Consider the following 22,917-nt stretch of genomic DNA (forward strand, 5'->3'; position numbering starts at 1 on the left):
GCCGGGTGATGCGCGCGATCCATTGCCGGGCGGCAGCCTTGCGCTCGGCAAGTGGCTGGCGTACAAAGAAGTCAGCCGCTCTGCGCGGACGGCGACGGCCGGCGGGGTGCAGAGAAGGTGATGTGCGCAAAGGAGGAGACGATCATGCGCAAACGTATCTTCTGGGTGTTACCGGACGTATCCTGCGCCCGGCGCGCGATGGATGATCTGCTGCTGGCCCGCATCGAGCACAGCCGTATCCACTTCGTGGCGCGCGAGGACACGGATATGACCGGCTTGCACGAGGCCAATGTGTTCCAGACCTCCGACATCGTGCACGCGGCCGAGATGGGCCTGATGGTCGGAGGCGGTGTGGGGATCGTGGCGGGCGTGGTAGTGGCCATGTTCCCGATCGTCAGCGACTCGCCGCAATGGGGCCTGGTGGGCGTACTGGCGGTGCTGGGGGCAATCATCGGGGCCTGGGCGGCCAGTATGATCGGCAGCTCCGTGCCCAACAGCCGGCTGCGCTCTTTCACCAACGATATCGAGGCTGGCAAGATCCTGCTGATGGTGGACGTGCCGCGCAGCCGCGTCGATGAGATCGAGCAGATGCTGCAGGCCACGCATCCGGAGGCCCGCTTCGCCGGGCTGGATCCCGCCGTTCCGGCCTTCCCCTAGGAGGCCGCCGTTGCCGGTCATACCAGGCCGGCGACCGCCAGCGACGCTGGCGTGAGCCGCATCCCTGCCCGGCGTGGGCGGGATGCGGCTTTTCTCTTGCCCCATTCACCCGTTGCGCCCGGGGCCGGCAGCGCGGCGCGGCATGCCTTTGCTGCGGTATAGTCTGCGCATGACCACGCCATCCGCTTCGCCTTCCCCTGCCTCCTCCGCATCTTCCGGCACGCAGTCGTCCATGCGTGATGCGGCGTCCCCGTTCTCTCTCCATGGCCGCGTGGCCTTGGTCACGGGCGGCGCGCAGGGCCTGGGCCTGGCCATTGCCGAGGGACTGGCCGGCGCCGGCGCCCATGTGCTGGTGGTGGCGCGCTCCACGCAGCGCGTGGCCGATGCCGTGGCCCAACTGCGCGAGCGCGGCGCCAGTGCCGAAGGCCTGCCGCTGGACATCACCGACGAGGCCGCGGTGGAGGCCGCCTTCGCTCATGTCGACGCCGCGCACGGCCGTCTCGATATCCTGGTCAACAATGCCGGCGCGCGCCAGCGCAGCACCATGGCCGAGCTCGACGCGACCGATCTGCGCGCCATGTTGGAAACCAACCTGGTGGCGCCCTACTCGCTGTGCCGCCAGGCGGCGCGGCGCATGCGCGCCGGCGGCTACGGACGCATCGTCAACGTCAGCTCGATCGCCGGCCAGGTGGCCCGCTACGGAGACGTGCTGTATCCCGCCACCAAGGGCGGCCTCGATGCGCTTACGCGGGCGATGGCGGCGGAACTCGGACGCGACGGTGTCACCGTCAATGCCATCGCCCCGGGCTACTTCGCCACCGAGCCGAACCAGCCCATGGTGGCCGACGCCGGCGTGGCGCAGTGGCTGCGCGACCGCACCGCACTGGGCCGCTGGGGGCAGCCCGGCGAGGTGGCCGGCGCTGCGGTGTTCCTGGCGTCGCCGGCGGCTTCCTACATCACCGGCCACGTGCTGGCGGTGGATGGCGGCTACCTGGCGCACTTCTAGCCGCGCCGCGGCCCCTCCCGCTATTCCTTTACCGATACCGACCGAGGGCGGCGGCGCCCCTCGGTGGCCCTGCGGCCGTCGTAGTGCGCGCGCAGTTCCTCGATCATGGCCGCGGCCGCAGCGGTGTCCCCGCGGTCCTTGAGCCGGACCAGGCATATGTCGCGCACCAGCCCCGGAATCTGCAGCGGCCGGATGGCCAGGCCTTCGCGGCGGAACTGGAACAGCGCCAGCGTGGGCACCGCGGTGATGCCCAGCCCGGCCGCCACCAGGCCGGCCAGTGTGGCGAGCTGCTCGACCTCCATCACGCCTGCGAGCTGCACCGGATGCAGCGCGGCATCCAGACGCTGGCGCACGCTGCTGGTGCGCGACAGTTGAATGAAAGGATGCCCGGCCAGCGCCTGCGGCGTGACGCTGCGCCGCGCCGCCAGTGGGTGGCCGGCCGGGCAGACCAGGTGGAAGCGCTCGCGCAGCAGCGGCTCGACGCGCAGGTCGGCCGCCTGTGCCGGTGCGGGTGCCAGCGCGAAGTCTGCGCGGGCGCGCCGTACCAGGTCGATGCAGCCATCGGCCAGCAGGTCGAACAGTTCGATGTCGATGCCGGGATAACGCGTGCGGAACGCCGACAGCAGCGGCGGCAGGTCGCCGGCGGCGAGCGAGGGCAGCGCTGCGATCGAGACGCGGCCCTTGCGGCGCAGCGCGTGGTCGCGCAGGTCGGCCAGCGCGCCCTCGAAATCCGCCAGCAGGCGGCGCGCCACTTCCTCGAAGCGCCGCCCGTCGGTACTGAGCTCCACATGGCGGGTGGTGCGCTCGAACAGGCGGCTGCCGGCCTGCTCCTCCAGCGTGTGGATCAGCGTGCTGAATGCGGATTGCGACAGGTGGCACGCGTTTGCCGCGCGGGTGAAGTTGCGGTGTTCGGCGAGCGCCACGAAGGCGCGCAGGTGCTTGACCGAGAGATTCATGCTGGCGGTCCCGTGCATTCTCATCTGGAATTTCGATAGATTAATCCAAACTATCCATTTCTGAGATAAGCAGGCCGGCCCTAGAATGGCCTGGTCCGCGGGAATCGGCCCGCGCCAGACCTGGATGGTCCGCTTCATGACCGCACCGTTGTTGATTGGCTCGGGCGCCGGCTTTTCCGGCGATCGCACCGACGCCGCCCTGCCCGTGGTACGCACCCTGATCGAGGCGGCACAGCCTGGCGTGCTGATCTTCGAGACGCTGGCCGAGCGCACGCTCGCGCTGGCCCAGTTGGCGCGCCGCCAGGATCCTGAGGGAGGCTACGAGCCGCTGCTCGATGCGCTGCTGGCTCCCGTGCTGGGCCCCTGCCTGGCCCACGGCATTCCCATCGTCGGCAATTTCGGCGCCGCCAATCCGCGCGCCGCGGCGCGCCGGGTGCTCGCGCTGGCCGCCAGCCTGGACCTGCCGGCGCCGCGTGTCGCGGTGGTGGAAGGCGATGACCTGTCGCACCCGGCAGGCCGCGCCCTGCTGCGCAGCATCGCAGGCGAAGGCTTCGATGAAGGGCGCCTGGTCTGCGCCAATGCCTACATCGGCGCGCAAGGCATCGCGGATGCCTTGCTGGCGGGTGCGCAGGTCGTGGTGTGCGGCCGCGTGGCCGATCCGGCGCTCGCGGTCGGTCCGGCGATGGCGCACTTCGGCTGGTCCTGGCAGGACTGGGACAGGCTGGCCTGCGCCACCATGGCGGGCCACCTGCTCGAATGCGGCGCACAAGTGACTGGCGGCTACTTTGCCGATCCCGGCTTCAAGGACGTTCCGGATGTGCATGCGCTGGGTTACCCGATCGCCCGGCTCGGCGCCGACGGCGCTATCGAGATATTCAAGGCCGCGGGCACCGGCGGATGCGTGGACCTGCGCACCGTGAAGGAACAGTTGCTGTACGAGGTGCATGATCCCGCGGCCTACCTGACGCCGGACGTGGTGGCCGATATCAGCGCGGTCACGCTCGAACAACTCGGCCCGGATCGCGTTGCCGTGCGCAATGTGCGCGGCCATGCGCGTCCCGCTCAGCTCAAGGCCAATCTGTTCTATGAGGGCGGCTGGATCGCGGAGGGCGAGATTTCCTACGCCGGACCCAATGCGGCAGCGCGCGCGCGGCTGGCTGCGCAGATCGTGCGCCAGCGCATGGCGATGCTCGGCCATGCCGTGCCGATCCGCTTCGACCTGATCGGCGTGCTCAGCGTGTTTGCAGACGACGGCGGCGTGCTGATCGAACAGCCGCAGCCGCGCGAAGCCGAAGCCGACGACGTGCGCCTGCGCGCCGCGCTCGCGCACGAGGACCGCGCCGTGGCGCAGGCGCTGCTGCGCGAGGTGAATGCACTCTATACCTGTGGTCCCGCCGGCGGCGGCGGCGTGCGCACGGCACTGCGCTCGCGCCTCAATGCCGCTTCCTGCCTGGTGCCGCGCAGCGCCGTGTCCCCCAGCCATACCCTGATCGCATCATGACCGCCACCGCCGCGCTCCATCGTTTCGCCCACGGCCGCACCGGGGACAAGGGCAATCGCTGCAACATCAGCGTGATCGCCTACGAGTCGCAGGACTTTCCCCACCTCGTCGAGCACGTTACCGAGCAGGCCGTCGCCGCGCTCTTCCGCCATCGCCGGCCGACCGCCATCCAGCGCTATCTGGTGCCCTCGCTGCATGCGATGAATTTCGTCATCGATGGCGTGCTGGACGGCGGCGTCAACGATGCCCTGAATCTCGACACGCATGGCAAGGCCCTGGCCTTCCTGCTGCTGCAGATGGAGATCCCGCTGCCCCCGCGCCTGCGCGAAGCCGGCTGAAGTCGGCTGAGACCGGCAGGAGGCCATCGAGACCCGCAACGTTCCACATAGACCCGCATCTTTCCGCATAGATCTGCATAGATCCGCTTTCCGATCCAGACCATTCCAACAGGAGACAACCATCATGCCAGCCATCCGCCGCGCCATGATCGCCGCAGCCACGCTCGCCGTGTTCGCCTTGCCGGCAGGCAGCGCGTGGGCCGAGTTCCCGGACAAGCCCATCCGCTTCGTGGTGCCCTTTGCCGCCGGCAGCGCCACCGACCAGCTCGCCCGCGCGGTCGGCCAGGCGATGACGGTGGATGCCAAGGTCACTGTGGTGGTGGACAACAAGCCGGGCGCGAACGGCTTCATCGCCGCCAGTGACGTGGCCAAGGCCAGCCCGGACGGCTATACCGTGCTGATCAGTACCAACACCACGCACGCGGCCAACGAGCACCTGTTCAAGAAGCTGCCCTACGATCCGGTCAAGGACTATGCGCCGCTGACCGCGCTGGGGCGGGGCGGCCAGATCATGGTGGTCAACCCGCAGTTGCCGGTGAAGACCGTGGGCGATTTCATCGCGCTGGCGAAGAAGCAGCCGGGCAAGCTCAGCTTCGGCAGCGGCAGCTCGTCCTCGCGCATCGCCGGCGAGCTGTTCCAGCAGATGGCCCACGTGGAACTGCTGCACGTGCCTTACAAGAGCAATCCGCTGGCGATTACCGATCTGCTGGGCAACCAGATCCAGATGATGATCACCGACACCGCTACAGGCCTGCCCCAGGTCAAGAGCGGCAAGCTGCGCGCGCTGGGCGTGTCAGGCAAGGCGCGCTCGCCGCTGGCGCCGGACGTGCCCACCATCGACGAGGCCGGCGTGAAGGGGTATGAGATGAGCTACTGGTTCGCCGCCTATGCGCCGGCGGGCACGCCCCCGGCGGTGGTGGCCAGGCTCAACACGCTGCTGGTCAAGGCCGCGCACAGCGAGACCGCGGCCACCTTCTACCAGACCACCGGCACCGAGGTCTTCACCAGCAGCCCGGCGGAACTGGCGAAGTTCCAGGCGCAGGAATCCGCCAAGTGGGGCCGCATCATCAAGGCCGCGAACATCCAGCCGGAATAAGGCAGGCGCGCTGCTTTGCCGACCCGTCCGGCCCGTCCCCCCGCGCGGGCCGGCCCGGCTTGGCCCTGCGGACGGCAGGGGCTCGCCGCCACGCAGGCGTGCGGGCGGCTAAGATGGGGCAGTCCCTATCGCAGTCCCTATCGGAGCCCCAGCCTCAACCCATGTCCGCATCCGTACCTGCCAACAATGCCCAGGCGCTGATCGAAACCTATATCCGCGCCAAGGACGAGAACCGTCCCCATCTGATGGCCCGTGCCTTTGCCCCCGATGCGCGCCTGCGCATGACGGTGAAGAGCGAGGCCATCGCCTTCCCGGCGGCCAGCGAGGGCGTCGACCAGATCGCCGACGTGCTGGTGCGCCGGTTCGGCCAGCGCTACGACAACGTCTACACCTTCTGCCTGGGCGAGCCGCCCGCCGCCGATGCCGGCGTGCACGCCTGCACATGGCTGGTGGGCATGACCGACAAGGAAAGCGGCGGCGTGCGCGTGGGCTGCGGCTATTACGACTGGCGCCTGGGCACCACCTCACCGCGCCGCGTGCAGGCGCTGGACATCGTCATCGAGGCGATGGAGATCCTGCCGGCCGCGGACGCGGCGGCCGTCATCGACGGCTGGCTGGCCCGGCTGCCATATCCTTGGTGCGACGCAGCGCAGGCCGGCGCCAGTGCACCCGCACTGGAAGGGCTCGCGCCTGTGCTGCGCTTCCTGGCCGCAGCCGGCGCATGACGGCTGGTGCCCGGTCACGGCGGCACTGGATGCCGCCCGGCCGCGCATCATGAGTCAGGCGGGCATGGCTCCGGTGCCTGCGGCCCAAGCGGCTCGGCGCTGGCGCGGTCGAACACTTCGACCGTGTCGCCGGTGCGCACGGAGCGCTTGCCCAGGCGCGGGAAGTCGACGATCTCGGCCTCGCGGTTTTCGCCACCGCAAAGGTAGACCAGCTCCTGGTCGCCGGCATTGACCAGGTGGTGGGCGATGCCGGTCGCCGGGAAGGCCATGAAATCGCCCGCACCTACCTCGAAGACCTCACCATCGATCTCGGCAACGCCGCGGCCGGAGAGGATATAGATCCACTCCTCTTCCAGGTGATGCGCGTGATACACGAAGGATTCCTTGCCGACCGGCACCGTGGTGAAATTGACGCCGGTGCGTCGCAAGCCGAGCATGCGGCCCAGCCTGGCGCCGGTGATCTCCGAGTTGGGGTTCCACGGGTGGCGGAAGGTGTGCATGCGCGCCTGAACCTGGTCGGCACGCAGCAGCAGGGGATGACTGTCTTTCATGGCCGCGCTCTCCTCGACGAAAAGCTGCTGCCTTCAGTCTAGAACCTGCGGCCGGACTAGCGCTTGAAGCCGAGCACCAGCACGCCGGCGCCCACCAGCAGGATGCCGGCCCATTCGCGCAGGCTGGGCCGCTCGCCGAGGAAGATCACAGCGAACACGGCCACCAGCAGCAGGCTGAGCTTGTCCACCGGGGCCACCTTGGACGCGTCGCCCACCTTGAGCGCGCGGAAGTAGCAGACCCAGGAGGCGCCCGTGGCCAGGCCCGACAGCACCAGGAAGGTCCAGGTCCTGGGTGAGAGGGCGAGCGGATTGCTCCACTTGCCCGTATACAGGACGAAGAGGCTCAGCACCACGATGATGACCGCCGTGCGGATCAGCGTGGCGAGGTCGGAATTGACGCCCTCCAGGCCGATCTTGGCGAAGATCGCCGTGAGCGCGGCGAAACCAGCCGACAGCAGCGCCCAGTGGAACCAGGTGGCGGAAGAGGACATGGGGGCGAGGGAACGGGGGTCAGGAGCGGCGGTGTTCCATCGCCACCATGGAGGGCGTGAATCCGAGCTGGCCGAAAAAGGCCGCTTCGGACGAGCGCGCGGCGCGCAGCACCCAGGTGATATCCGGATCGTCCCCCATGATGTGCCGCACCAGGGCGCGGCCCACGCCCTGGCGCCGGTGGCTCGGGGCGACCGCCACCATCGACAGGTAGCCGTTGCAGACGCCGTCGCACAGCGCGCGCGCGAAGCCGACGATCTGGCCTTGGTCGACCGCGACGGCCACGTGCTGCGAATTGGCGATCAGCAGCGCGAAGCGTTCGGGATTGTTGACCCGCTGCGTCCAGCCGGTATCTAGAAGGAGCCGCCTGGCGGCCTCAATGTCTTCGGGCACCAGATTTCGGATTTCCATCAACGGCTCTCCTTGCCAAGCGTGTACAGCCCTCCGCTGCGCGTCCATGCCGTCGGTCGCGCAGTGAGTCCGGGACGCCGCCCGCATGTGCCGGGCGGCGTAACTTGGCGCAGAGTTTAGCGAGCGGGTGCGCCAGCGTCAATTTCACGGGAGGGCCCGCCGGCGCGGGCAGCGCGGTATCATCACTGCATGAACGCCGCGATCTACTCCTCCGCCCATCCCGCCGACCAACTGGCCGAGTATGCCGACGCGGATGCCGCGCTGGCGCGCATCACCGAGATCTACAAGCACTCGGTCGACGCCATCAAGGCACGCTTCGAGGCCTTCGCGCAGGGCCGGCCGCTGCCCTCGGCGGCGCATGCCTGTTATCCCTACCTGGGCATCTCGGTCAACCTGGAGACCATGGTGACCGACAGCCGGCCTTCGTGGGGCACGGTCGCCTACCCCGGCGTCTACGGCACCACGCTGACGCGGCCGGACCTGTTCGCCGAATACTTCCGCGACCAGATCGAGCGCCTGATGCGCTACCACCGCGTGCCGGTGGTGGTCGGCACCAGCCGCCGCCCGATCCCGCTGCCTTTCGTGATCGAGGCATCGACCACCGACATCAGCGACGTGCAGGCGCGCGAGCTCGCCGCGTCCTTCGTCCTGCCGGAGCTGAGCCGCATCGACGACGCCATCGCCAACGGCACCTTCGAGCCGGTGTCGGGCGAGGCCGATCCGCTGTCGATGTTCCCGGCCGAGCGTGTCGATCTCGCGCTGCAGCGCCTGTACCACTACACCGGCACTGCGCCCGAGCACTTCCAGCGCTTCGTGCTGTTCACCAACTACCAGCGCTACGTCGACGAGTTCATCGAACTGGGCCGCTCCTGGATGGCAGCGCCGCCGGACGACGCGGGCGATGACTACGTGAGCTTCGTCGAGCCCGGCGATGTGGTGCAGGAGCGCGGCAGCCCGGTGCCGGACGACGCCGGCCGCCCGCGCGCGCTGCCGCAGATGCCGGCCTACCACCTGGTGCGGGGCGACAAGCTGGGCGTGACCCTGGTCAATATCGGCGTGGGCCCGTCCAATGCCAAGACCATGACCGACCACCTGGCGGTGCTGCGCCCGCATTGCTGGCTGATGGTCGGCCACTGCGGCGGCCTGCGCCGCTCGCAGCAGCTAGGCGACTACGTGCTGGCCCATGCCTACGTACGGGACGACCACGTGCTCGACCAGGACCTGCCGCCCTGGGTGCCGGTGCCGCCCATCGCCGAGATCCAGGTGGCACTGCAGGAGGCCGTGGCGCGCGTGACCGGGCTGTCGGGCACCGAGATGAAGACGCGCATGCGCACCGGCACGGTCGTGTCGACCGACGACCGCAACTGGGAATTGAAGTCCAAGACGCTGTATGCGCGCTTCAACCAGTCACGCGCGATCGCCATCGACATGGAGAGCGCCACGGTGGCCGCCAACGGCTTCCGGCTGCGCGTGCCCTACGGCACGCTGCTGTGCGTGTCGGACAAGCCGCTGCATGGCGAGCTCAAGCTGCGCGGCATGGCCAACGCCTTCTACCGCCAGCGCGTCAGCCAGCACATGACGATCGGCCTGGAGGCGATCCGCATCCTGCGTGAGAATGGCGTGGACCAGTTGCATTCGCGCAAGCTGCGCAGCTTCGACGAGCCGGCTTTCCGCTGAGGCGTTGAGGCGCTGAGGCGGCGGCGGGCGGAGCCTGCCGCCGTCCGCCAAGAATCCAAAGACAGGACCAGCACCTGCGCCGCAGGCGAGGATCACGGGGATCACGCCGGCGCGCAAGCGGGCCGCATGGCGCGGTGTCCGTGGTGCGATCAGAAGCGGTAGCCCACGCCCATGCTGAACAGCCACGGATCGAGGCTGACGGCCGAGACCTTGGTGCCGTTGGACTTGATGTCGCTGGAGATCCAGATCTTCTTGATGTCGGCGTTCAGGAACCAGTGCTTGCTCAGCCTGTAGTCCATGCCGACCTGCAGGGCCGGACCCACGCTCCACTTGTCGAGCGCCAGGCCGCCGGCGAGATCCGCGCCCCAGATGCGCGTAACGTTCAGGCCCACGCCCAGGTACGGACGGAAGGTGCCCTCAGGCTGCAGGTGGTACTGCAGCATGATCGAGGGAGGCAGGTGCTTGAACGAGCCGATCTTGCTGCCATCGAGATAGACGTCTTGCGACTGCGGCACGGTCAGCACCAGTTCCGTGGCGAAGTGTGGCGTGATGAAGTAGGTGACGTCGAGTTCCGGGATCCACTTGTTGTTGACCGTCGCGCGGTCGTGCGCGCCGACGCCGCCGATCGGGTCCGACGAATTGTCCATCTTCAGATAGGTGCCGCGCATGCGCACCATCCAGTTGCCTTCCGGCTCGGTATCGGCGGCGGAGGCGGGTGCGGCGGCGCACAGGGACAGCGCGGCAAGGGCGATGCAGGCGGCTCGTGTCGGAAGGGGATTTCTCAAAGTCATGGTCTTCTTGCTTCAGGTCTCTAAAGTCGCTGTGGCCGATCGGCTCGGCCCAATGTCGAAGACAGTGTGAACGAGGCCACTCTTTTTGGCCTTGACCCAAAACAAGAAGAGCGGAGCGCAGTCGCGCGCGCATGCGAACGCGCATCGCGTGCGGTGCGTCTATGCACATGCGGAATCCTTCGTGGCGCTGCGCTGCGCCTGCCTTTACGCTATGCGCACGGTCTATGCAACGAGCATGTCGTGGATGTCCGCAAGGGCGTCTTTCCCGGTGCGCCCCGTGGGGGCGGGGCGCACCGGCCTTCTTTTGCGGCCGTCAGGCCGTGGCTGTCTCGCGGGTTTGGGCCGCCGTGTCCGCACACATCGCGCCTGCCGCGCCTGCGGCCAGGTGGCGGTTGACACCCGACAGCACGGCCTTGAGCGAGGCCGTCACCAGGCTGGCGTCGACACCGGCGCCGAAGCCGGTGGCCGAATCGCCGACACGCACTTCCACATAGCAGGCCGCGTTCGCGCTTGCGCCGGGCGTCATCGCGTGTTCGTGGTAATCCATCACGCGCACCGTCGTGCCGAGCTCGGTGGCGAGCGCATTCACCACGGCATCGATCGGGCCATTGCCGCTGCCGCGCACGCGGCGAGCCTCGCCGTCGCGCTGCAGTGTCATCTCGATCTCGACCCGCGCGCCGGCGTCCGACACCATCCGGTGCGACACATACACCAGCGGCGACCGCTGGTCCAGGTACTCGCTGCGGAACAGCGCATAGAGGTCGTCGGCGCTCGCTTCGAGTCCGGTCTCGTCGGTCATGCGCTGCACGGCGCGGCTGAACTCGATCTGCAGCCGGCGCGGCATATAGATGCCGTGCACCTGTTCGAGCAGATAGGCCATGCCACCCTTGCCGGACTGGCTGTTGACGCGGATCACGGCGTCGTAGCTGCGGCCGAGGTCCGCAGGGTCGATCGGCAGGTAGGGCACTTCCCAGATCGCATCGGCCTTCTGCTGGGCGAAGCCCTTGCGGATGGCGTCCTGGTGCGAACCGGAGAAGGCCGTGAAGACCAGGTCGCCGACATAAGGGTGGCGCGGATGCACGGGCAGCTGGTTGCAGTGCTCCACGCACTGACGGACTTCGTCGATGTCGGAGAAGTCGAGCCCGGGCGAAACACCCTGCGTATAGAGATTGAGCGCGAGCGTGACGAGGTCCACGTTGCCGGTGCGCTCGCCGTTGCCGAACAGGCAGCCTTCAACACGGTCTGCGCCAGCCATCACCGCCAGTTCGGCTGCGGCCACCGCGGTGCCACGGTCATTGTGGGGATGCACCGAGAGCACGATGTGCTCGCGGCGCGCCAGATGGCGGTGCATCCATTCGACCTGGTCGGCGAAGATATTGGGCGTGCTGCATTCCACCGTGGTCGGCAGATTCAGGATCATCGGGCGCGCGGGGCCGGGCTCCCAGATTGCCGAGACCGCATCGGACACTTCCAGTGCGTAGTCCAGCTCGGCCAGGCTGAAGGTCTCGGGCGAATACTCGTAGGTCCAGGCCGTCTCCGGCATCGCATCCGTCAGCTCGCGGATCAGGCGCGTACCGGCCAGCGCCACTTCCTTGATCTCCTCGCGGCTGGCATTGAAGACGATGCGGCGCCACGCCGGCGCGATCGGGTTGTACAGGTGGACCACCGCGCGCCGCGCGCCACGGACCGACTCGACAGTGCGGCGGATCAGGTCATCGCGCGACTGCGTCAGCACCACGATGGTCACGTCCGCGGGAATGCGGTCCTCCTCGATCAGCATGCGCACGAAGTCGAAGTCGGTCTGCGATGCCGCGGGGAAGGCCACCTCGATCTGCTTCAGGCCGATCTTCACCAGTTGTTCGAAGAAGCGCAGCTTGCGCTGCGCGTCCATCGGCTCGATCAGCGCCTGGTTGCCGTCGCGCAGGTCGGTGCTCATCCATTGCGGAGCGTGCGTGATGGTGCGGTTGGGCCAGGTGCGGTCAGGCAGGTCGACGGTGGCGGCGGGGCGGTATTTGACGGCGGGATTGGACAGCATGGACGATCTCCTTCCTCGCGGGAAGATGCGATACACAAAGGGAAAAACGCAAAAGGGTGGCGCGAGGCTGCCGAACTGCCACGGGGCACTAGGCCCGGCAACCGGTCGGTAGGCGTAGCGCTAGCGAGGAAGCGCGCAGGGCGCGGCACGAGGCCAGGGCCGCCACCAGCACGCGCGCGGACACCTCGGTGCGCAGGGCACCGGAAGCGTGGCGGGAGAGGTGGTTCGGTCGGGTCATCATGCCGGAAGAGGATGAGTGCATGGAGGGTAGGTGAGAAGCGCGCCCGATGTCAAGGCGGCGCCTGCTTGCGTGAACACGCCGCGCAGCGCATTTCGCGGACTTCGCGCGGTCTTCGCGGACTCGGCTGGACGGCTGGGTGGGGATGAAGAAAAGTGGCGCGCCACGCCTTGCAGCTCAGCCAAAGGAATGAAGAAATCTGCGGGCGCACAGCCTTGGCGCTGCTGGCCGAGCCCGGGCCTCAACCTTCTGTTCGGTACATGCGGACGCGCGTAGCGCCTAGCCTGAGAGTACGAAAGAAGAAGAACAAGGGAGCGGCACCATGGTGAGGAGGCTCGGGTCAGCCTGGCTGATTTGCGTGGCGGCATTCGTTCTGGCCGCCTGTGGCGGCGGAGGCGGCGGTGGTGACAGTGCCGGTTCCAACGCCGCCGCCAGCAGCAGCAGTAGCGGTACCGGCAGCGGTAGCGGTAGCGGTAGCGGCTCCGGTGCCGGCGCAGGGAGCGGTACCGTCGCACCTACCAGCTATACCGCGACATTGAGCCCAGTCACGGTACAGGTGCCGGCGGGCAGCACCATCCCCATTGCCGCCACGGTGGTGGACAACAACGGCAATGACGTGACCGGCAACAGCGCGGTCAACTGGAGCACCTCAAGCAGCGCCATCGCGACGGTTGCCGCCGGTGCCGGTGTGGCGGGCAGCGCTGTGATCGGTGGTGTGGCGGCGGGCAATGCCACCATCCAGGCGCAGATCGCAGTCACCGCCGCAGACGGCAGCACGACCCAGCTCGCGCCATTGAGCGCCGCCGTTGCCGTGCTCGCCGGAGGCAGCCGCAGCTACACACTGGCCGTGCCCAATCCAGTGATGGAACTTGCCAACGGCCAATCGCTGCCGGTCAAGGCGGTGCTGCTGGACAGCAACGGCAGCGATGTCTCGTCATCGGTGCAGAACTGGATCTGGACCAGCAACACCAGCGGGGTGCAGGTCAGCGCCAATCAGAACAGCGCGACGCTGCTGGGCCAGAACAGTTCGACCACGACCCCGCTGATCGGCACCGTGACGGTAGCGCTCACCGCGCCCAACGGCAACGCGCTGGCCGCGCAGATCCTCGTCACCGTGCTGAAGAACGGCGCCCTGGGCTATCGGCTCGAACTGTCGCAGAACGGCACGCCCATCAGTGCGCTGTCCGTGCTCAACGGCTACGCGCAGACGGTGGCGGCGCGCGTATTGCGCAGTGACGGGCAGGATGCCACCGCCAGCTTCGATGGCGCGTGGACCTACACGACGAACTCGCCCACCCTGACCGTGGCAGCCGATGCGAGCACGCGCAGCGCGCAGATCAGCACCAGCCGTGCCAATGGCCAGAGCCCGCTGCCGGGCCTGCTGCAGGTGATGGCGGCCAGCACCACACTGCCGGACAAGCCCAAGGCCAACCTTGTCATCACCGAGCAGCCGACCTGGGCACTGGCCTACGATGGGCCGATGCCATTGCGGTTTCCCGGCACGCTGCCGATCACGGCGACGCTCAAGCACCTGGGCAGCAGCGATACCTACCTGAACTGCGCGAACTGGTCATGGAGCGGCAGTGCGAACGTGACCCTGGCTCCGGGCATCAGCGATGCGCAGAAGCTGGTCACGCCGGTGGCATCCGGTCCCGTCACGCTGACGGTGACGTGCACCACGGTCAAGGATAGCGAGCCTCTGTCGCTGCTCATTACTGGCACGGCGATGTAGCCATTGGTGCCGCGGCAGGCGGTGCCGCCAGTGCAAGCCCCCTCGCGGGGGCTTCTTTTTTTGGGGCCCCGGGCACTGCCGTGCCGCTGGGCGTACCCATTTCTGCGTGCGCCTTGGTGAGGCCCCGAAGGGGGTGTTTCATGCAGTTTCCTTGCGTCCCGACGACCGAAAGGGCCCTCCCCGACGTGCCGCAAAACACCCGCGCGCAGTGCCGGATGGCCCGAGCGTACCCATTTCTGCGTGCGTCGGGCCAAGGCCTGTCGACCTCCCCAAGCGCGGCATCGGCGGCGAAAATCCCATGACATGACGGGGTCGCAGCCCTCGCTCACACCGTGGCTCGCTGCATCGTGAGGTACGAGCGTACCCATTTCTGCGTGCCCGTCGGCCGCCCCTGGGGGAAGGCATTCGACCCTGCCTCTGGCGTGCGTCGGCGGGACGTGGAAAGACGAGCGCACGCCCAGCGCGCGGCCATGCGCCGGCCTTCAAGGGGCAGGCGGCAAGGCGTTGGAGGGGGCGGGGGAAGGGAAGGTTTGCCCGGCCGATGCAGGCGGGGAAGAGGGGGCACGGAGGCCCGGGGCGGGACGCTTGTGAGGCAGTGCGGCGATGCTGGCCGTTCAGGGCTTGCGTACCAGCCGCACCGGTTGCTCGGCCGGCGCCGTGCTTGATGCGCAGGTATTGCAGCCGCCGCTGTCGCAGCCGCTGGCGCAGCCGGCGGCTGCCTGCGGGGCCAGCCTCGCCACCAGCCGGGCACGCCAGCCGGTCGCCCCGCTGCCACCCAGCCGGGCCGCCAGCGCGGCCTTGACGCGTTCGCGCGTGCGCGGCGCGTAGCGGGCCGCCACCGACAGCGCGCACACCAGCACGATCAGCGGCACCAGCAGGCTTTCGAAGGCGTGGTATAGGCTCATGGCGTGGCTCCTGCGATTGGGGGGCGGCCTGCTCAGCTGAAGTGCAGTGCGACGCGGTAGGTGACGAAGGCGGCCAGGTAGGCCAGGCCTGCCTGGTAGCCGACCGACGCGGCCATCACCTTCCACGAGTTGGTTTCGCGGCGGATCACCGCCATCGTCGAGATGCACTGCGGCGCGAACACGTACCAGGCCAGCAGCGCCAGCGCGGTGGCCAGCGACCATTGCGCGGCGATCACGGGCGCCAGCTGCGCGGCCATCGCATCGTCGCCGCCGCCGCCGGACAGCGCGTAAACCGTGGCGAGGGCGCCGACGGCCACCTCGCGCGCGGCCAGGCCGGGCACCAGCGCCACACAGATCTGCCAGTTGAAGCCGATCGGCGCGAACACCTTTTCCAGGGCCTGGCCGATCATGCCGGCGAAGCTGTAGTCGATGGCCGGACCCGTGGCGCCGGCCGGCGGCGCCGGAAAGCTGCCCAGGAACCACAGCAGCACGGTCAGGGCCAGGATCACTTTGCCGACGCGCGACAGGAAGATGCGGGCACGCTCCCACAGGCCCAGGGCGAGGTCGCGCGGGTTGGGGATGCGGTAGGACGGCAGCTCCATCAGCAGGGGGTGGTCGGTGCGGTCGCGGCGGAAGTACTTGAGCACGTAGGCCACCGCCAGCGCGCTGAGGATGCCGACCACGTACAGGGCGAACAGCACCAGCCCCTGCAGGTTGAACAGGCCCATCACCGTGCGCTGCGGAATGAAGGCGGCGATCAGCAGCGTATAGACCGGCAGGCGTGCCGAGCAGGTCATCAGCGGGGCCACCAGGATGGTGGTGAGCCGGTCGCGCGGGTCCTGGATGGTGCGCGTGGCCATGATGCCTGGAATCGCGCAGGCGAAGCTCGACAGCAGCGGGATGAAAGAGCGACCCGACAGGCCCGCATTCATCATCAGCCGGTCGAGCAGGAAGGCCGCCCGCGGCAGGTAGCCGGATTCCTCCAGCGACAGGATGAACAGGAACAGGATCAGGATCTGCGGCAGGAAGACGACCACGCTGCCGGCACCGGCGATCAGGCCGTCGACCAGCAGGCTCTTGAGCATGCCGTCCGGCATGTAGGTGCCGAGCAGTTCGCCAAAGGCATGTACGCCGGCCTCGATGCCGTCCATCAGCGGAGCGGCCCAGGAGAACACGGCCTGGAACATCAGGAACAGCAGCACGGCCAGGATCAGCAGGCCGAACACGGGGTGCAGCACGATGGCGTCGAGCCGGTCGTCCAGCGCCGCGGTACGGGCCGGCATGGTGATGGCGGCATCGAGCAGGCGCTTGACCTCGGCATGCACGTCGCCTTCCACCGCCGCTACCACCGGCGGCGCCGGCAGCGCCTCGTCCAGCAGCCCCAGCAGTGCCGCAGCGCCATTGCGCTTGATCGCCACGGTTTCCACCACGGGCACGCCCAGCGCGGCGGACAGCTTGCCGGCATCGACGTGGATGCCGCGCTTTGCGGCCGCGTCGCACATATTGAGCACCAGCACCATGGGCAGGCCAAGCCGGCGCAGTTCGAGTACGAAGCGCAGGTGCAGGCGCAGGTTGGTGGCATCCACCACCGACACCAGCAGGTCCGGGCGCGGCTCGTCCGCGCGCTGGCCCAGGCAGATGTCGCGCGTGATGGCCTCGTCCAGGCTGGCGGCGTGCAGGCTGTAGGCGCCGGGCAGGTCGAGGATGCGCACCTGCCGGCCGGCGGGCGAGACGAAATGGCCTTCCTTGCGCTCGACGGTGACGCCGGCATAGTTGGCCACCTTCTGGCGGGAGCCGGTCAGGCGGTTGAACAACGCGGTCTTGCCGCAGTTGGGATTGCCGACCAGCGCGATGCGAAGGGCCGGAATAGTCGAAGCGACTGACATGTTGTTTGGGAGAGACTCAGTCAGGCAGCCGAGCGCCGCGCTTGCGGGGCATGCCCGTCTTGCGTGGCTGGCGCGATGCTGGAGATGGATGCACTGGCAACCTCGACCGCGATGCGGTCGGCTTCCGCGCGCCGCAGCGCGAAGCGTGTGAAGCCGACCTGGGCCACCAGCGGATCCCTGCCGAAGGGGCCGTGCGCCACCACCTGCACCGTCTCGCCGGGCACGAAGCCGAGTTCGCGCAAGCGGCGCGAAACCGGGTCGTTCGGCATGGCGTCCTCGACGGAGGTCACGATGGCGGCGGTGCGCCGCGGCAATTCAGGCAACCGCATGATGTTTCCAGTGCGTGGACCGGTTTCCCAACGAGGATCCCCTCTGGAAGGAACGGGGAAACCGCATCCTGGATACGTGAATGAAAATCGTTTTCATTGTATCTCATTATGGGTGGTGCGTCGTTTCTCGGCGTGGTTTTCACCACTGTTCGCGCGCTTCAAGTGATTTGTCCGGCCGCCTTCGTTCCCGCCAGGGCAACGAATCCAGCGACGCTGGTGACAGGAGGATCGCGCGGACTCGGCCTGCAGAGAAACAGGACAGCGGAAGGACAGCGGAGCCGATTAACGCAATTGCGTTATTGGTTGAAACCTGCCCCCGCAAGTAAGCTGCACGCACGCTGAACACCCCCGTTCCACGCGTACTTCAAGGCCACCGGCCCCCAGGGCGGGTGGCTTTTTTCTCACGGCCGCGCGGGCCCGGCCGCGACGCCGTCCGCCGCGGCCGCCTGCCGCACCATCTCCACGAAGTGCTCGCGCGCCGGGTGGTCCGGCAGCAGCTTCCACGCGCAGTAGACCTCGGACGGCACGGTGGATTCCGCCAGCGGCCGGAAAGCGGCGCCCGCCATGCCCGAGCGCTGTAGTGCCGCCGGCACCACCGCCACCCCCATGCCCTGCGACACCAGCGACACCACCGACAGCCAGTGCCGCACCTCGTGGCGGATCTGCGGGTAGAAGCCCTGCGCCGCGCACATCTCGAAGATCCGGTTGTAGTAGTCGGGCGAGGCCTTGCGCGAGAACAGCACGAAGGGTTCGCCGCGCAGCTCGGCCAGCGCCACCGACTGCCGGGCCGCCAGCGGATGATCGTGCGGCATGCAGCACACGAAGGGCTCGCTGTGCGCCAGCGTGGCGCCCAGCTCGTCCGGCAGGTGGCGGGTGTGGACGAAGCCCGCGTCGAGCTGGCCGTGCAGCAGGGCATCGATCTGCTCTTGCGAGTTCAGCTCGGTCAGCGCCACCTCGATGCCGGGGAAACGCGCCTGGAACTCGCGCAGGCGCTGTGGCAGCCCCCGGTACAGCATCGAGCCGACGAAGCCCACCCGCAGCCGGCCCACGGCGCCGGCCTCGATCTGGCGCGCCAGCAGCCGCGCCTCCTCGGCCTGCGCCAGCAAGGCGGTGGCGGACTCGCGGAAGGCGCGCCCGGCCGCGGTCAGGCGCACGCCGCGGCTGTCGCGCTCGAACAGGCGCGCGCCCACCGAGGCCTCCAGCTGCTGGATATTGAGCGACAGCGGCGGCTGCGAGATCGAGAGCCGGCGCGCGGCCCGGCCGAAGTGCAGTTCCTCGGCCAGCACGAGGAAATAGCGCAGGTGGCGGAATTCCATGGCAATACAAAAAATATATTGATCGAGCCAATTTTAGAATTAGACACGAATCGCCGGGGTTTGAATAATGCGACTGAGCCAGTCCCCCCGCGCCTGGCATCGCACCGGCCCACCGGGATGCTCTCCCGGCACATGCCGCTTGCGGAGCCGATGTCGGCGGCGGGGCAGAAAATCAGGAGACCACCCATGCCGAACAGCGCCACCCGCCAGGCCGTACCCGTTTCTGCGTACCGCGAATCCACCGCCAATGCCGTTCCCGACGCCGCCGCGGTGGCGCATCCGGTGCCCGACCGGCATGGCAGCAACCTGTTCGCCGACGATCCCGAACTGCGCGCGCTGCTGCCGCTCTACCTGCCCCAGGCGCTGTTCTCGCACCTGGTGCCCCACCTGGAACACATGGGGGCGCTCGCGGGCGGCGTGCTGGACGAGCTGGCGCGCACCGCCGACCAGAACCCGCCCACGCTGTCCTACCGCACCCGTAGCGGCGTCGACGCCCAGCGCATCGACAAGCATCCCGCCTACATCCAGATGGAGCGCGTGGCCTTCTCGGAGTTCGGCCTGGCCGCGCTGTCGCACCGCGGCGGCGTGCTGGGCTGGGACGCGCCGATGCCGCCGGCAGCTAAGTACGCGCTCACCTATCTCTTCGTGCAGGCCGAGTTCGGCCTGTGCTGCCCGCTGTCGATGACCGATTCGCTGACGCGCACGCTGCGCAAGTTCGGCGACCCGGCCCTGGTCGAGCGCTACCTGCCCAGCCTGACCACCCAGGTCTTCGAGGACCTGTACCAGGGCGCCATGTTCATGACCGAGCAGGGCGCCGGTTCCGACGTGGCGGCCACCACCACGCGCGCCGTGCGTGACCCGCAGGTCGAGGGCGGCTGGCGCCTGTCTGGCGACAAATGGTTCTGCTCCAACCCCGACGCCGGCCTGGCCATGGTGCTGGCGCGCGTGGAGGACGAGCAAGGCAACGCGGCCCCCGGCATCAAGGGCGTGTCGCTGTTCCTGCTGCCGCGCGCCCTGTCCGACGGCAGCGCCAACCATTTCCGCATCATCCGCCTGAAGGACAAGCTGGGCACCCGCTCGATGGCCAGCGGCGAGATCCGCCTGGAGGGCGCGCACGCCTACCTGGTCGGCGAGCTGGGCCGCGGCTTCGTGCAGATGGCCGACATGATCAACAACTCACGCCTGTCCAACGGCGTGCGCGCGGCCGGCCTGATGCGGCGCGCGCTGACCGAGGCGCAGTTCATCGCGCGCGAGCGCCAGGCCTTCGGCAAGCGGCTCGACGGCATGCCGCTGATGCGCCGCCAGATGCTCAAGCTGACGCTGCCCACCGAGCAGGCGCGCACCATGGTGTTCCAGACCGCCGAGGCGCTGCGCCGCGCCGATGCCGGCGAGGCCGACGCCTACCCGCTGATGCGCATCCTCACGCCGCTGATCAAGTTCCGCGCCTGCCGCGACGCGCGCAAGGTCACCGGCGACGCCATGGAAGTGCGCGGCGGCTGCGGCTACATCGAGGAGTGGAGCGATCCGCGCCTGGTGCGCGATGCCCATCTCGGCTCGATCTGGGAGGGCACCAGTAATATCGTCGCGCTCGACGTGCTGCGCGCCATCCGCCGCGAAGGCGCGCTGCCGGTGCTGCAGGCCCACCTCGCCGGCCTGCTGGCCGATACGCCGCTGCATGCCGAGGCGCGCAAGGCCTTCGAGGCGGCAGTCGCGCGCGCGGCCGCGCTGGCCGCGCACGCCGCCGAGGCTGGCGCCGACGGCGACGTGCTGGCGCGCCAGGCCGCCTCCGCCCTGTACCACGTGACCACCGCCGTCGCGATGGCGTGGGAAGCGGGCCGCATCGGCTCGGCACGGCGCATGCGCCTGGCGCAACTGGTGCTGCTGCACCGGGTGCTGCCGCAGGATCCGCTGGCCGGCGCGGCCGAACCTGAGTGGCTGGCCGACACCGTTGCACCGCCCGCCGACGGCGCGGTGCGGACGGCCGGCCCGGTTGACGCCGTCAACCTGTTCTAACGTGCACTCGAGCCTCGCCGCGCGGCGAGGTTCCGCAACCGCCCGCCACGGCATCCGCGCGCGGGCGCCGGCACCGCTTGCGCCGTTCTGGCCGGCCGTGCCGAGATAAGACAACACCTGGAGACAAGCATGACTTTCCTCAAGACGCCCCTCTGGCAACGCTTCGCCGCGCTTGCCGCCTGCGCCCTGAGCCTGGCCGCCGCGCCCGCCTACGCGCAGAAGGAATTCCCCAGCAAGCCCATCATGCTGGTCGTGACCTATCCGCCGGGCGGCCCGACCGATGCGATGGCGCGCACGCTGGCCGCCGCGCTGAGGACCAGCCTCGGCCAGCCCGTGGTGGTGGAGAACCGTGCCGGCGCCGGCGGCAATATCGGTGCCGAGGCGGTAGCACGCGCGGAAGCCGACGGCTACACGCTGATGTTCGGCACCTCGGCGCCGCTGGCCATCAACGTCAGCCTATACCGCAAGATCAACTATGACCCGGTCAAGAGCTTCACGCCGGTGATCGAGATCGGCCAGCTGCCCAATGTGCTGGTGGTCAACCCGAGCGTGCCGGCCAAGAACGTGAGCGAGCTGATCGCCTATGGCAAGGCGCACCCGGGCAAGCTCAGCTATGCCTCTTCGGGCAACGGCGCGTCCTCGCACCTGGCCGGCGTGCTGTTCAACAACCTGGCCGGCACCGACTTCCAGCACATCCCCTACAAGGGCACCGGCCCCGCGCTTAATGACCTGCTCGGCGGCCAGGTCAGCATGACCTTCACCGACGTGCTGACCGCGCTGCCCTTCATCAAGAGCGGCAAGGTGCGCGCGCTGGGCGTGACCACCAAGGCGCGCTCGCAGGCGCTGCCCGAGCTGCCCACGGTGGCCGAGCAGGGCGTGCCGGGCTTCGACGTCTCCGTCTTCTTCGGCGTGGTCGCGCCGGCCGGGACACCGCCGGAGGTGATCGGCAAGCTCAACCATGCCTTTGCCGACGCGCTGCAGCAGCCGTCCGTGCGCAAGACCCTGCAGGCGCAGGGGCTGGAGTTCGCCTCGTCCACGGCGCCGCAGCAGCTCGAGGGCTTCATCAAGTCCGAGGTCGTCAAGTGGCGCGACGTGGTGAAGAAGTCCGGGGCGCAGCTCGACTGATTGCCGTGCGGCCGCGCCGCGACGGCCGGCGATGACGAGAACAAGAACGACCACGAGAAAGCGGTTCCCTGCGGCGGCGTTCGGCGCCGCGGCAGGACCGCCCGCAACGGAGACAAGCATGACATCGACTACCCGCAGACAATGGCTGCGCAGCGCGCTGGCGCTGTCGGCCGCCGGCCTGGGCGCGGTGCCCGCGCTCGCGCTGGCCGAGCGCTACCCGCAGCGCCCCATCACCCTGATCGTTCCCTACGCCCCGGGCGGTCCCACCGACCAGCACCTGCGCGTGCTGGCGGACGAGGCCGGCAAGCTGCTGGGCCAGTCCATCGTGCTGGACAACCGGCCCGGCGCCAGCGGCACCAACGGCGCCGCAGCGCTGGTGCGGGCCCGGCCCGACGGCTACACGCTGGCGGTGCTGCCGGCCTCCGTGTTCCGCGAGCCGTACATCAACAAGGTCGGCTTCGCGCCGGCCACCAGCTTCAGCTATATCGCGCTGCTGTCCGACTATGCCTTCGGCCTGGCGGTGCGTGCCGATTCGCCGTGGAAGAGCTGGGGCGACCTCGCCGCCGAGGCGAAGCGTCGTCCGGGGCGCGTCAATATCGGCGCCACCGGCGCGGTGGGCACGCCGCGCATCGTGATGGACGAGGTGGCCGCCGCCGCCAAGCTGCAGTTCAACATCGTGCCCTACAAGGGCGATGCCGAGCTGACCAATGCGCTGCTGGGCGGCCATATCGATGCGGCACCGCTGTCCGGCGTGGCCGTGCCGCACATCGACGCGGGCAAGCTGCGCTACCTCGTGATGCTCACGCCCAAGCGCGTCAAGCGCTATCCCGAGCTGCCCACGCTGCGCGAGCAGGGCATCGATGCCTACATCGACTCGCCCTACGGCATCGCCGGCCCGGCCGGCATGGCGCCGGAGCACATCCAGGCCGTGCAGGAAGCCTTCCGCAAGGCGCTGGAATCCGCGCCCGGCCAGCGCGTGCTCGACCAGCTCAACCAGCCGATGAACTACATGGGCGCCGAGGCCTACCGCAGCTACGCACTCAAGGCCACCGCGCGCGAGCAGGCGCGCGTGGCCAGCCTGCGTGAGCGCGGCCTGGTGGACTGAGCACAGGCGGCGCCTGCAACGCGGGCGCGGGCGCC

21 protein-coding genes are annotated in these 22,917 nt (G+C 68.9%); 11 read left to right on the plus strand and 10 right to left on the minus strand.

All coding sequences use genetic code 11. The features are described 5' to 3' along the window. Positions 1-144: 144 nt before the first annotated feature. On the plus strand, positions 145-657 hold the full coding sequence (locus AC1Z3O_RS34445) for a DUF1269 domain-containing protein (protein ID WP_483521696.1): 513 nt from the start codon (positions 145-147) through the stop codon (positions 655-657). 232 nt (positions 658-889) lie between these two features. Continuing rightward, positions 890-1,663, plus strand: a complete 774-nt coding sequence (locus AC1Z3O_RS34450; protein ID WP_483521697.1) for an SDR family oxidoreductase — start codon at positions 890-892, stop codon at positions 1,661-1,663. Positions 1,664-1,683: 20 nt separating this feature from the next. Here the strand turns inward: AC1Z3O_RS34450 and AC1Z3O_RS34455 are convergent, their stop codons facing one another. Then, positions 1,684-2,619, minus strand: coding sequence for a LysR family transcriptional regulator (locus AC1Z3O_RS34455; RefSeq protein ID WP_483522145.1), 936 nt, complete (start codon positions 2,617-2,619; stop codon positions 1,684-1,686). Positions 2,620-2,755: 136 nt separating this feature from the next. Here AC1Z3O_RS34455 and AC1Z3O_RS34460 point away from each other — a divergent pair, with 136 nt between their 5' ends. The 4 genes from AC1Z3O_RS34460 to AC1Z3O_RS34475 all read left to right on the plus strand — a co-directional run bounded on the left by AC1Z3O_RS34460 (position 2,756) and on the right by AC1Z3O_RS34475 (position 6,279). Next, entirely contained in the window at positions 2,756-4,120 is a 1,365-nt protein-coding gene (locus AC1Z3O_RS34460) for an acyclic terpene utilization AtuA family protein (protein WP_483521699.1), read from the plus strand. Beyond that, positions 4,117-4,458, plus strand: coding sequence for an AtuA-related protein (locus AC1Z3O_RS34465; protein ID WP_483521700.1), 342 nt, complete (start codon positions 4,117-4,119; stop codon positions 4,456-4,458). The genes AC1Z3O_RS34460 and AC1Z3O_RS34465 overlap by 4 nt, the downstream gene beginning before the upstream one ends. A gap of 124 nt (positions 4,459-4,582) precedes the next feature. After that, positions 4,583-5,554, plus strand: coding sequence for a Bug family tripartite tricarboxylate transporter substrate binding protein (locus AC1Z3O_RS34470; RefSeq protein WP_483521702.1), 972 nt, complete (start codon positions 4,583-4,585; stop codon positions 5,552-5,554). A 161-nt stretch (positions 5,555-5,715) separates the two neighbouring features. Then, positions 5,716-6,279 (plus strand): hypothetical protein, encoded by a 564-nt coding sequence (locus AC1Z3O_RS34475; RefSeq protein WP_483521704.1) that lies wholly within the window; start codon positions 5,716-5,718, stop codon positions 6,277-6,279. Between the two features lie 47 nt (positions 6,280-6,326). Here AC1Z3O_RS34475 and AC1Z3O_RS34480 read toward each other — a convergent pair whose 3' ends face one another. Genes AC1Z3O_RS34480 through AC1Z3O_RS34490 form a run of 3 tightly spaced genes read right to left on the minus strand, consistent with a single transcriptional unit; the run spans position 6,327 to position 7,730 of the window. Beyond that, positions 6,327-6,830, minus strand: a complete 504-nt coding sequence (locus tag AC1Z3O_RS34480) for a cupin domain-containing protein (protein ID WP_483521706.1) — start codon at positions 6,828-6,830, stop codon at positions 6,327-6,329. A gap of 56 nt (positions 6,831-6,886) precedes the next feature. Continuing rightward, positions 6,887-7,321, minus strand: coding sequence for an EamA family transporter (locus AC1Z3O_RS34485; RefSeq protein ID WP_483521708.1), 435 nt, complete (start codon positions 7,319-7,321; stop codon positions 6,887-6,889). 19 nt (positions 7,322-7,340) lie between these two features. Next, positions 7,341-7,730, minus strand: a complete 390-nt coding sequence (locus AC1Z3O_RS34490; RefSeq protein WP_483521709.1) for a GNAT family N-acetyltransferase — start codon at positions 7,728-7,730, stop codon at positions 7,341-7,343. A 189-nt stretch (positions 7,731-7,919) separates the two neighbouring features. Here AC1Z3O_RS34490 and AC1Z3O_RS34495 point away from each other — a divergent pair, with 189 nt between their 5' ends. Continuing rightward, entirely contained in the window at positions 7,920-9,407 is a 1,488-nt protein-coding gene (locus AC1Z3O_RS34495) for an AMP nucleosidase (protein WP_483521711.1), read from the plus strand. Between the two features lie 149 nt (positions 9,408-9,556). Here the strand turns inward: AC1Z3O_RS34495 and AC1Z3O_RS34500 are convergent, their stop codons facing one another. Next, positions 9,557-10,198 carry an OmpW/AlkL family protein gene (locus tag AC1Z3O_RS34500; protein ID WP_483521712.1) on the minus strand — a complete coding sequence of 214 codons (642 nt, stop codon included), beginning with the start codon at positions 10,196-10,198 and terminating at the stop codon, positions 9,557-9,559. A 313-nt stretch (positions 10,199-10,511) separates the two neighbouring features. After that, positions 10,512-12,233, minus strand: a complete 1,722-nt coding sequence (leuA, locus tag AC1Z3O_RS34505; RefSeq protein WP_483521713.1) for a 2-isopropylmalate synthase — start codon at positions 12,231-12,233, stop codon at positions 10,512-10,514. Between the two features lie 596 nt (positions 12,234-12,829). On the opposite strand from leuA, the gene AC1Z3O_RS34510 reads away from it, so the two are divergent. After that, on the plus strand, positions 12,830-14,203 hold the full coding sequence (locus AC1Z3O_RS34510; protein ID WP_483521715.1) for a hypothetical protein: 1,374 nt from the start codon (positions 12,830-12,832) through the stop codon (positions 14,201-14,203). 614 nt (positions 14,204-14,817) lie between these two features. Here the strand turns inward: AC1Z3O_RS34510 and AC1Z3O_RS34515 are convergent. The 4 genes from AC1Z3O_RS34515 to AC1Z3O_RS34530 all read right to left on the minus strand — a co-directional run bounded on the left by AC1Z3O_RS34515 (position 14,818) and on the right by AC1Z3O_RS34530 (position 18,639). Next, a complete protein-coding gene (locus tag AC1Z3O_RS34515) occupies positions 14,818-15,108 on the minus strand; it encodes a DUF6587 family protein (protein WP_483521717.1) in 291 nt (96 codons plus the stop codon). A gap of 32 nt (positions 15,109-15,140) precedes the next feature. Then, positions 15,141-16,994 (minus strand): ferrous iron transport protein B, encoded by a 1,854-nt coding sequence (gene feoB, locus AC1Z3O_RS34520; RefSeq protein WP_483521719.1) that lies wholly within the window; start codon positions 16,992-16,994, stop codon positions 15,141-15,143. Positions 16,995-17,014: 20 nt separating this feature from the next. Continuing rightward, positions 17,015-17,323 (minus strand): FeoA family protein, encoded by a 309-nt coding sequence (locus tag AC1Z3O_RS34525; protein WP_483521721.1) that lies wholly within the window; start codon positions 17,321-17,323, stop codon positions 17,015-17,017. A gap of 401 nt (positions 17,324-17,724) precedes the next feature. After that, complete coding sequence (locus AC1Z3O_RS34530) at positions 17,725-18,639, minus strand: LysR family transcriptional regulator (protein WP_483521723.1); 915 nt, start codon at positions 18,637-18,639, stop codon at positions 17,725-17,727. 186 nt (positions 18,640-18,825) lie between these two features. Between AC1Z3O_RS34530 and AC1Z3O_RS34535 the strand changes: the two genes are divergently transcribed. The 3 genes from AC1Z3O_RS34535 to AC1Z3O_RS34545 all read left to right on the plus strand — a co-directional run bounded on the left by AC1Z3O_RS34535 (position 18,826) and on the right by AC1Z3O_RS34545 (position 22,882). Continuing rightward, positions 18,826-20,652, plus strand: a complete 1,827-nt coding sequence (locus tag AC1Z3O_RS34535; protein WP_483521725.1) for an acyl-CoA dehydrogenase family protein — start codon at positions 18,826-18,828, stop codon at positions 20,650-20,652. 129 nt (positions 20,653-20,781) lie between these two features. After that, positions 20,782-21,777, plus strand: coding sequence for a Bug family tripartite tricarboxylate transporter substrate binding protein (locus tag AC1Z3O_RS34540; RefSeq protein ID WP_483521727.1), 996 nt, complete (start codon positions 20,782-20,784; stop codon positions 21,775-21,777). Between the two features lie 118 nt (positions 21,778-21,895). Continuing rightward, positions 21,896-22,882 (plus strand): tripartite tricarboxylate transporter substrate binding protein, encoded by a 987-nt coding sequence (locus AC1Z3O_RS34545; RefSeq protein WP_483521728.1) that lies wholly within the window; start codon positions 21,896-21,898, stop codon positions 22,880-22,882. Positions 22,883-22,917: the final 35 nt, after the last annotated feature.

The sequence above is a fragment of the Cupriavidus sp. 09_S30 genome, assembly GCF_056930435.1.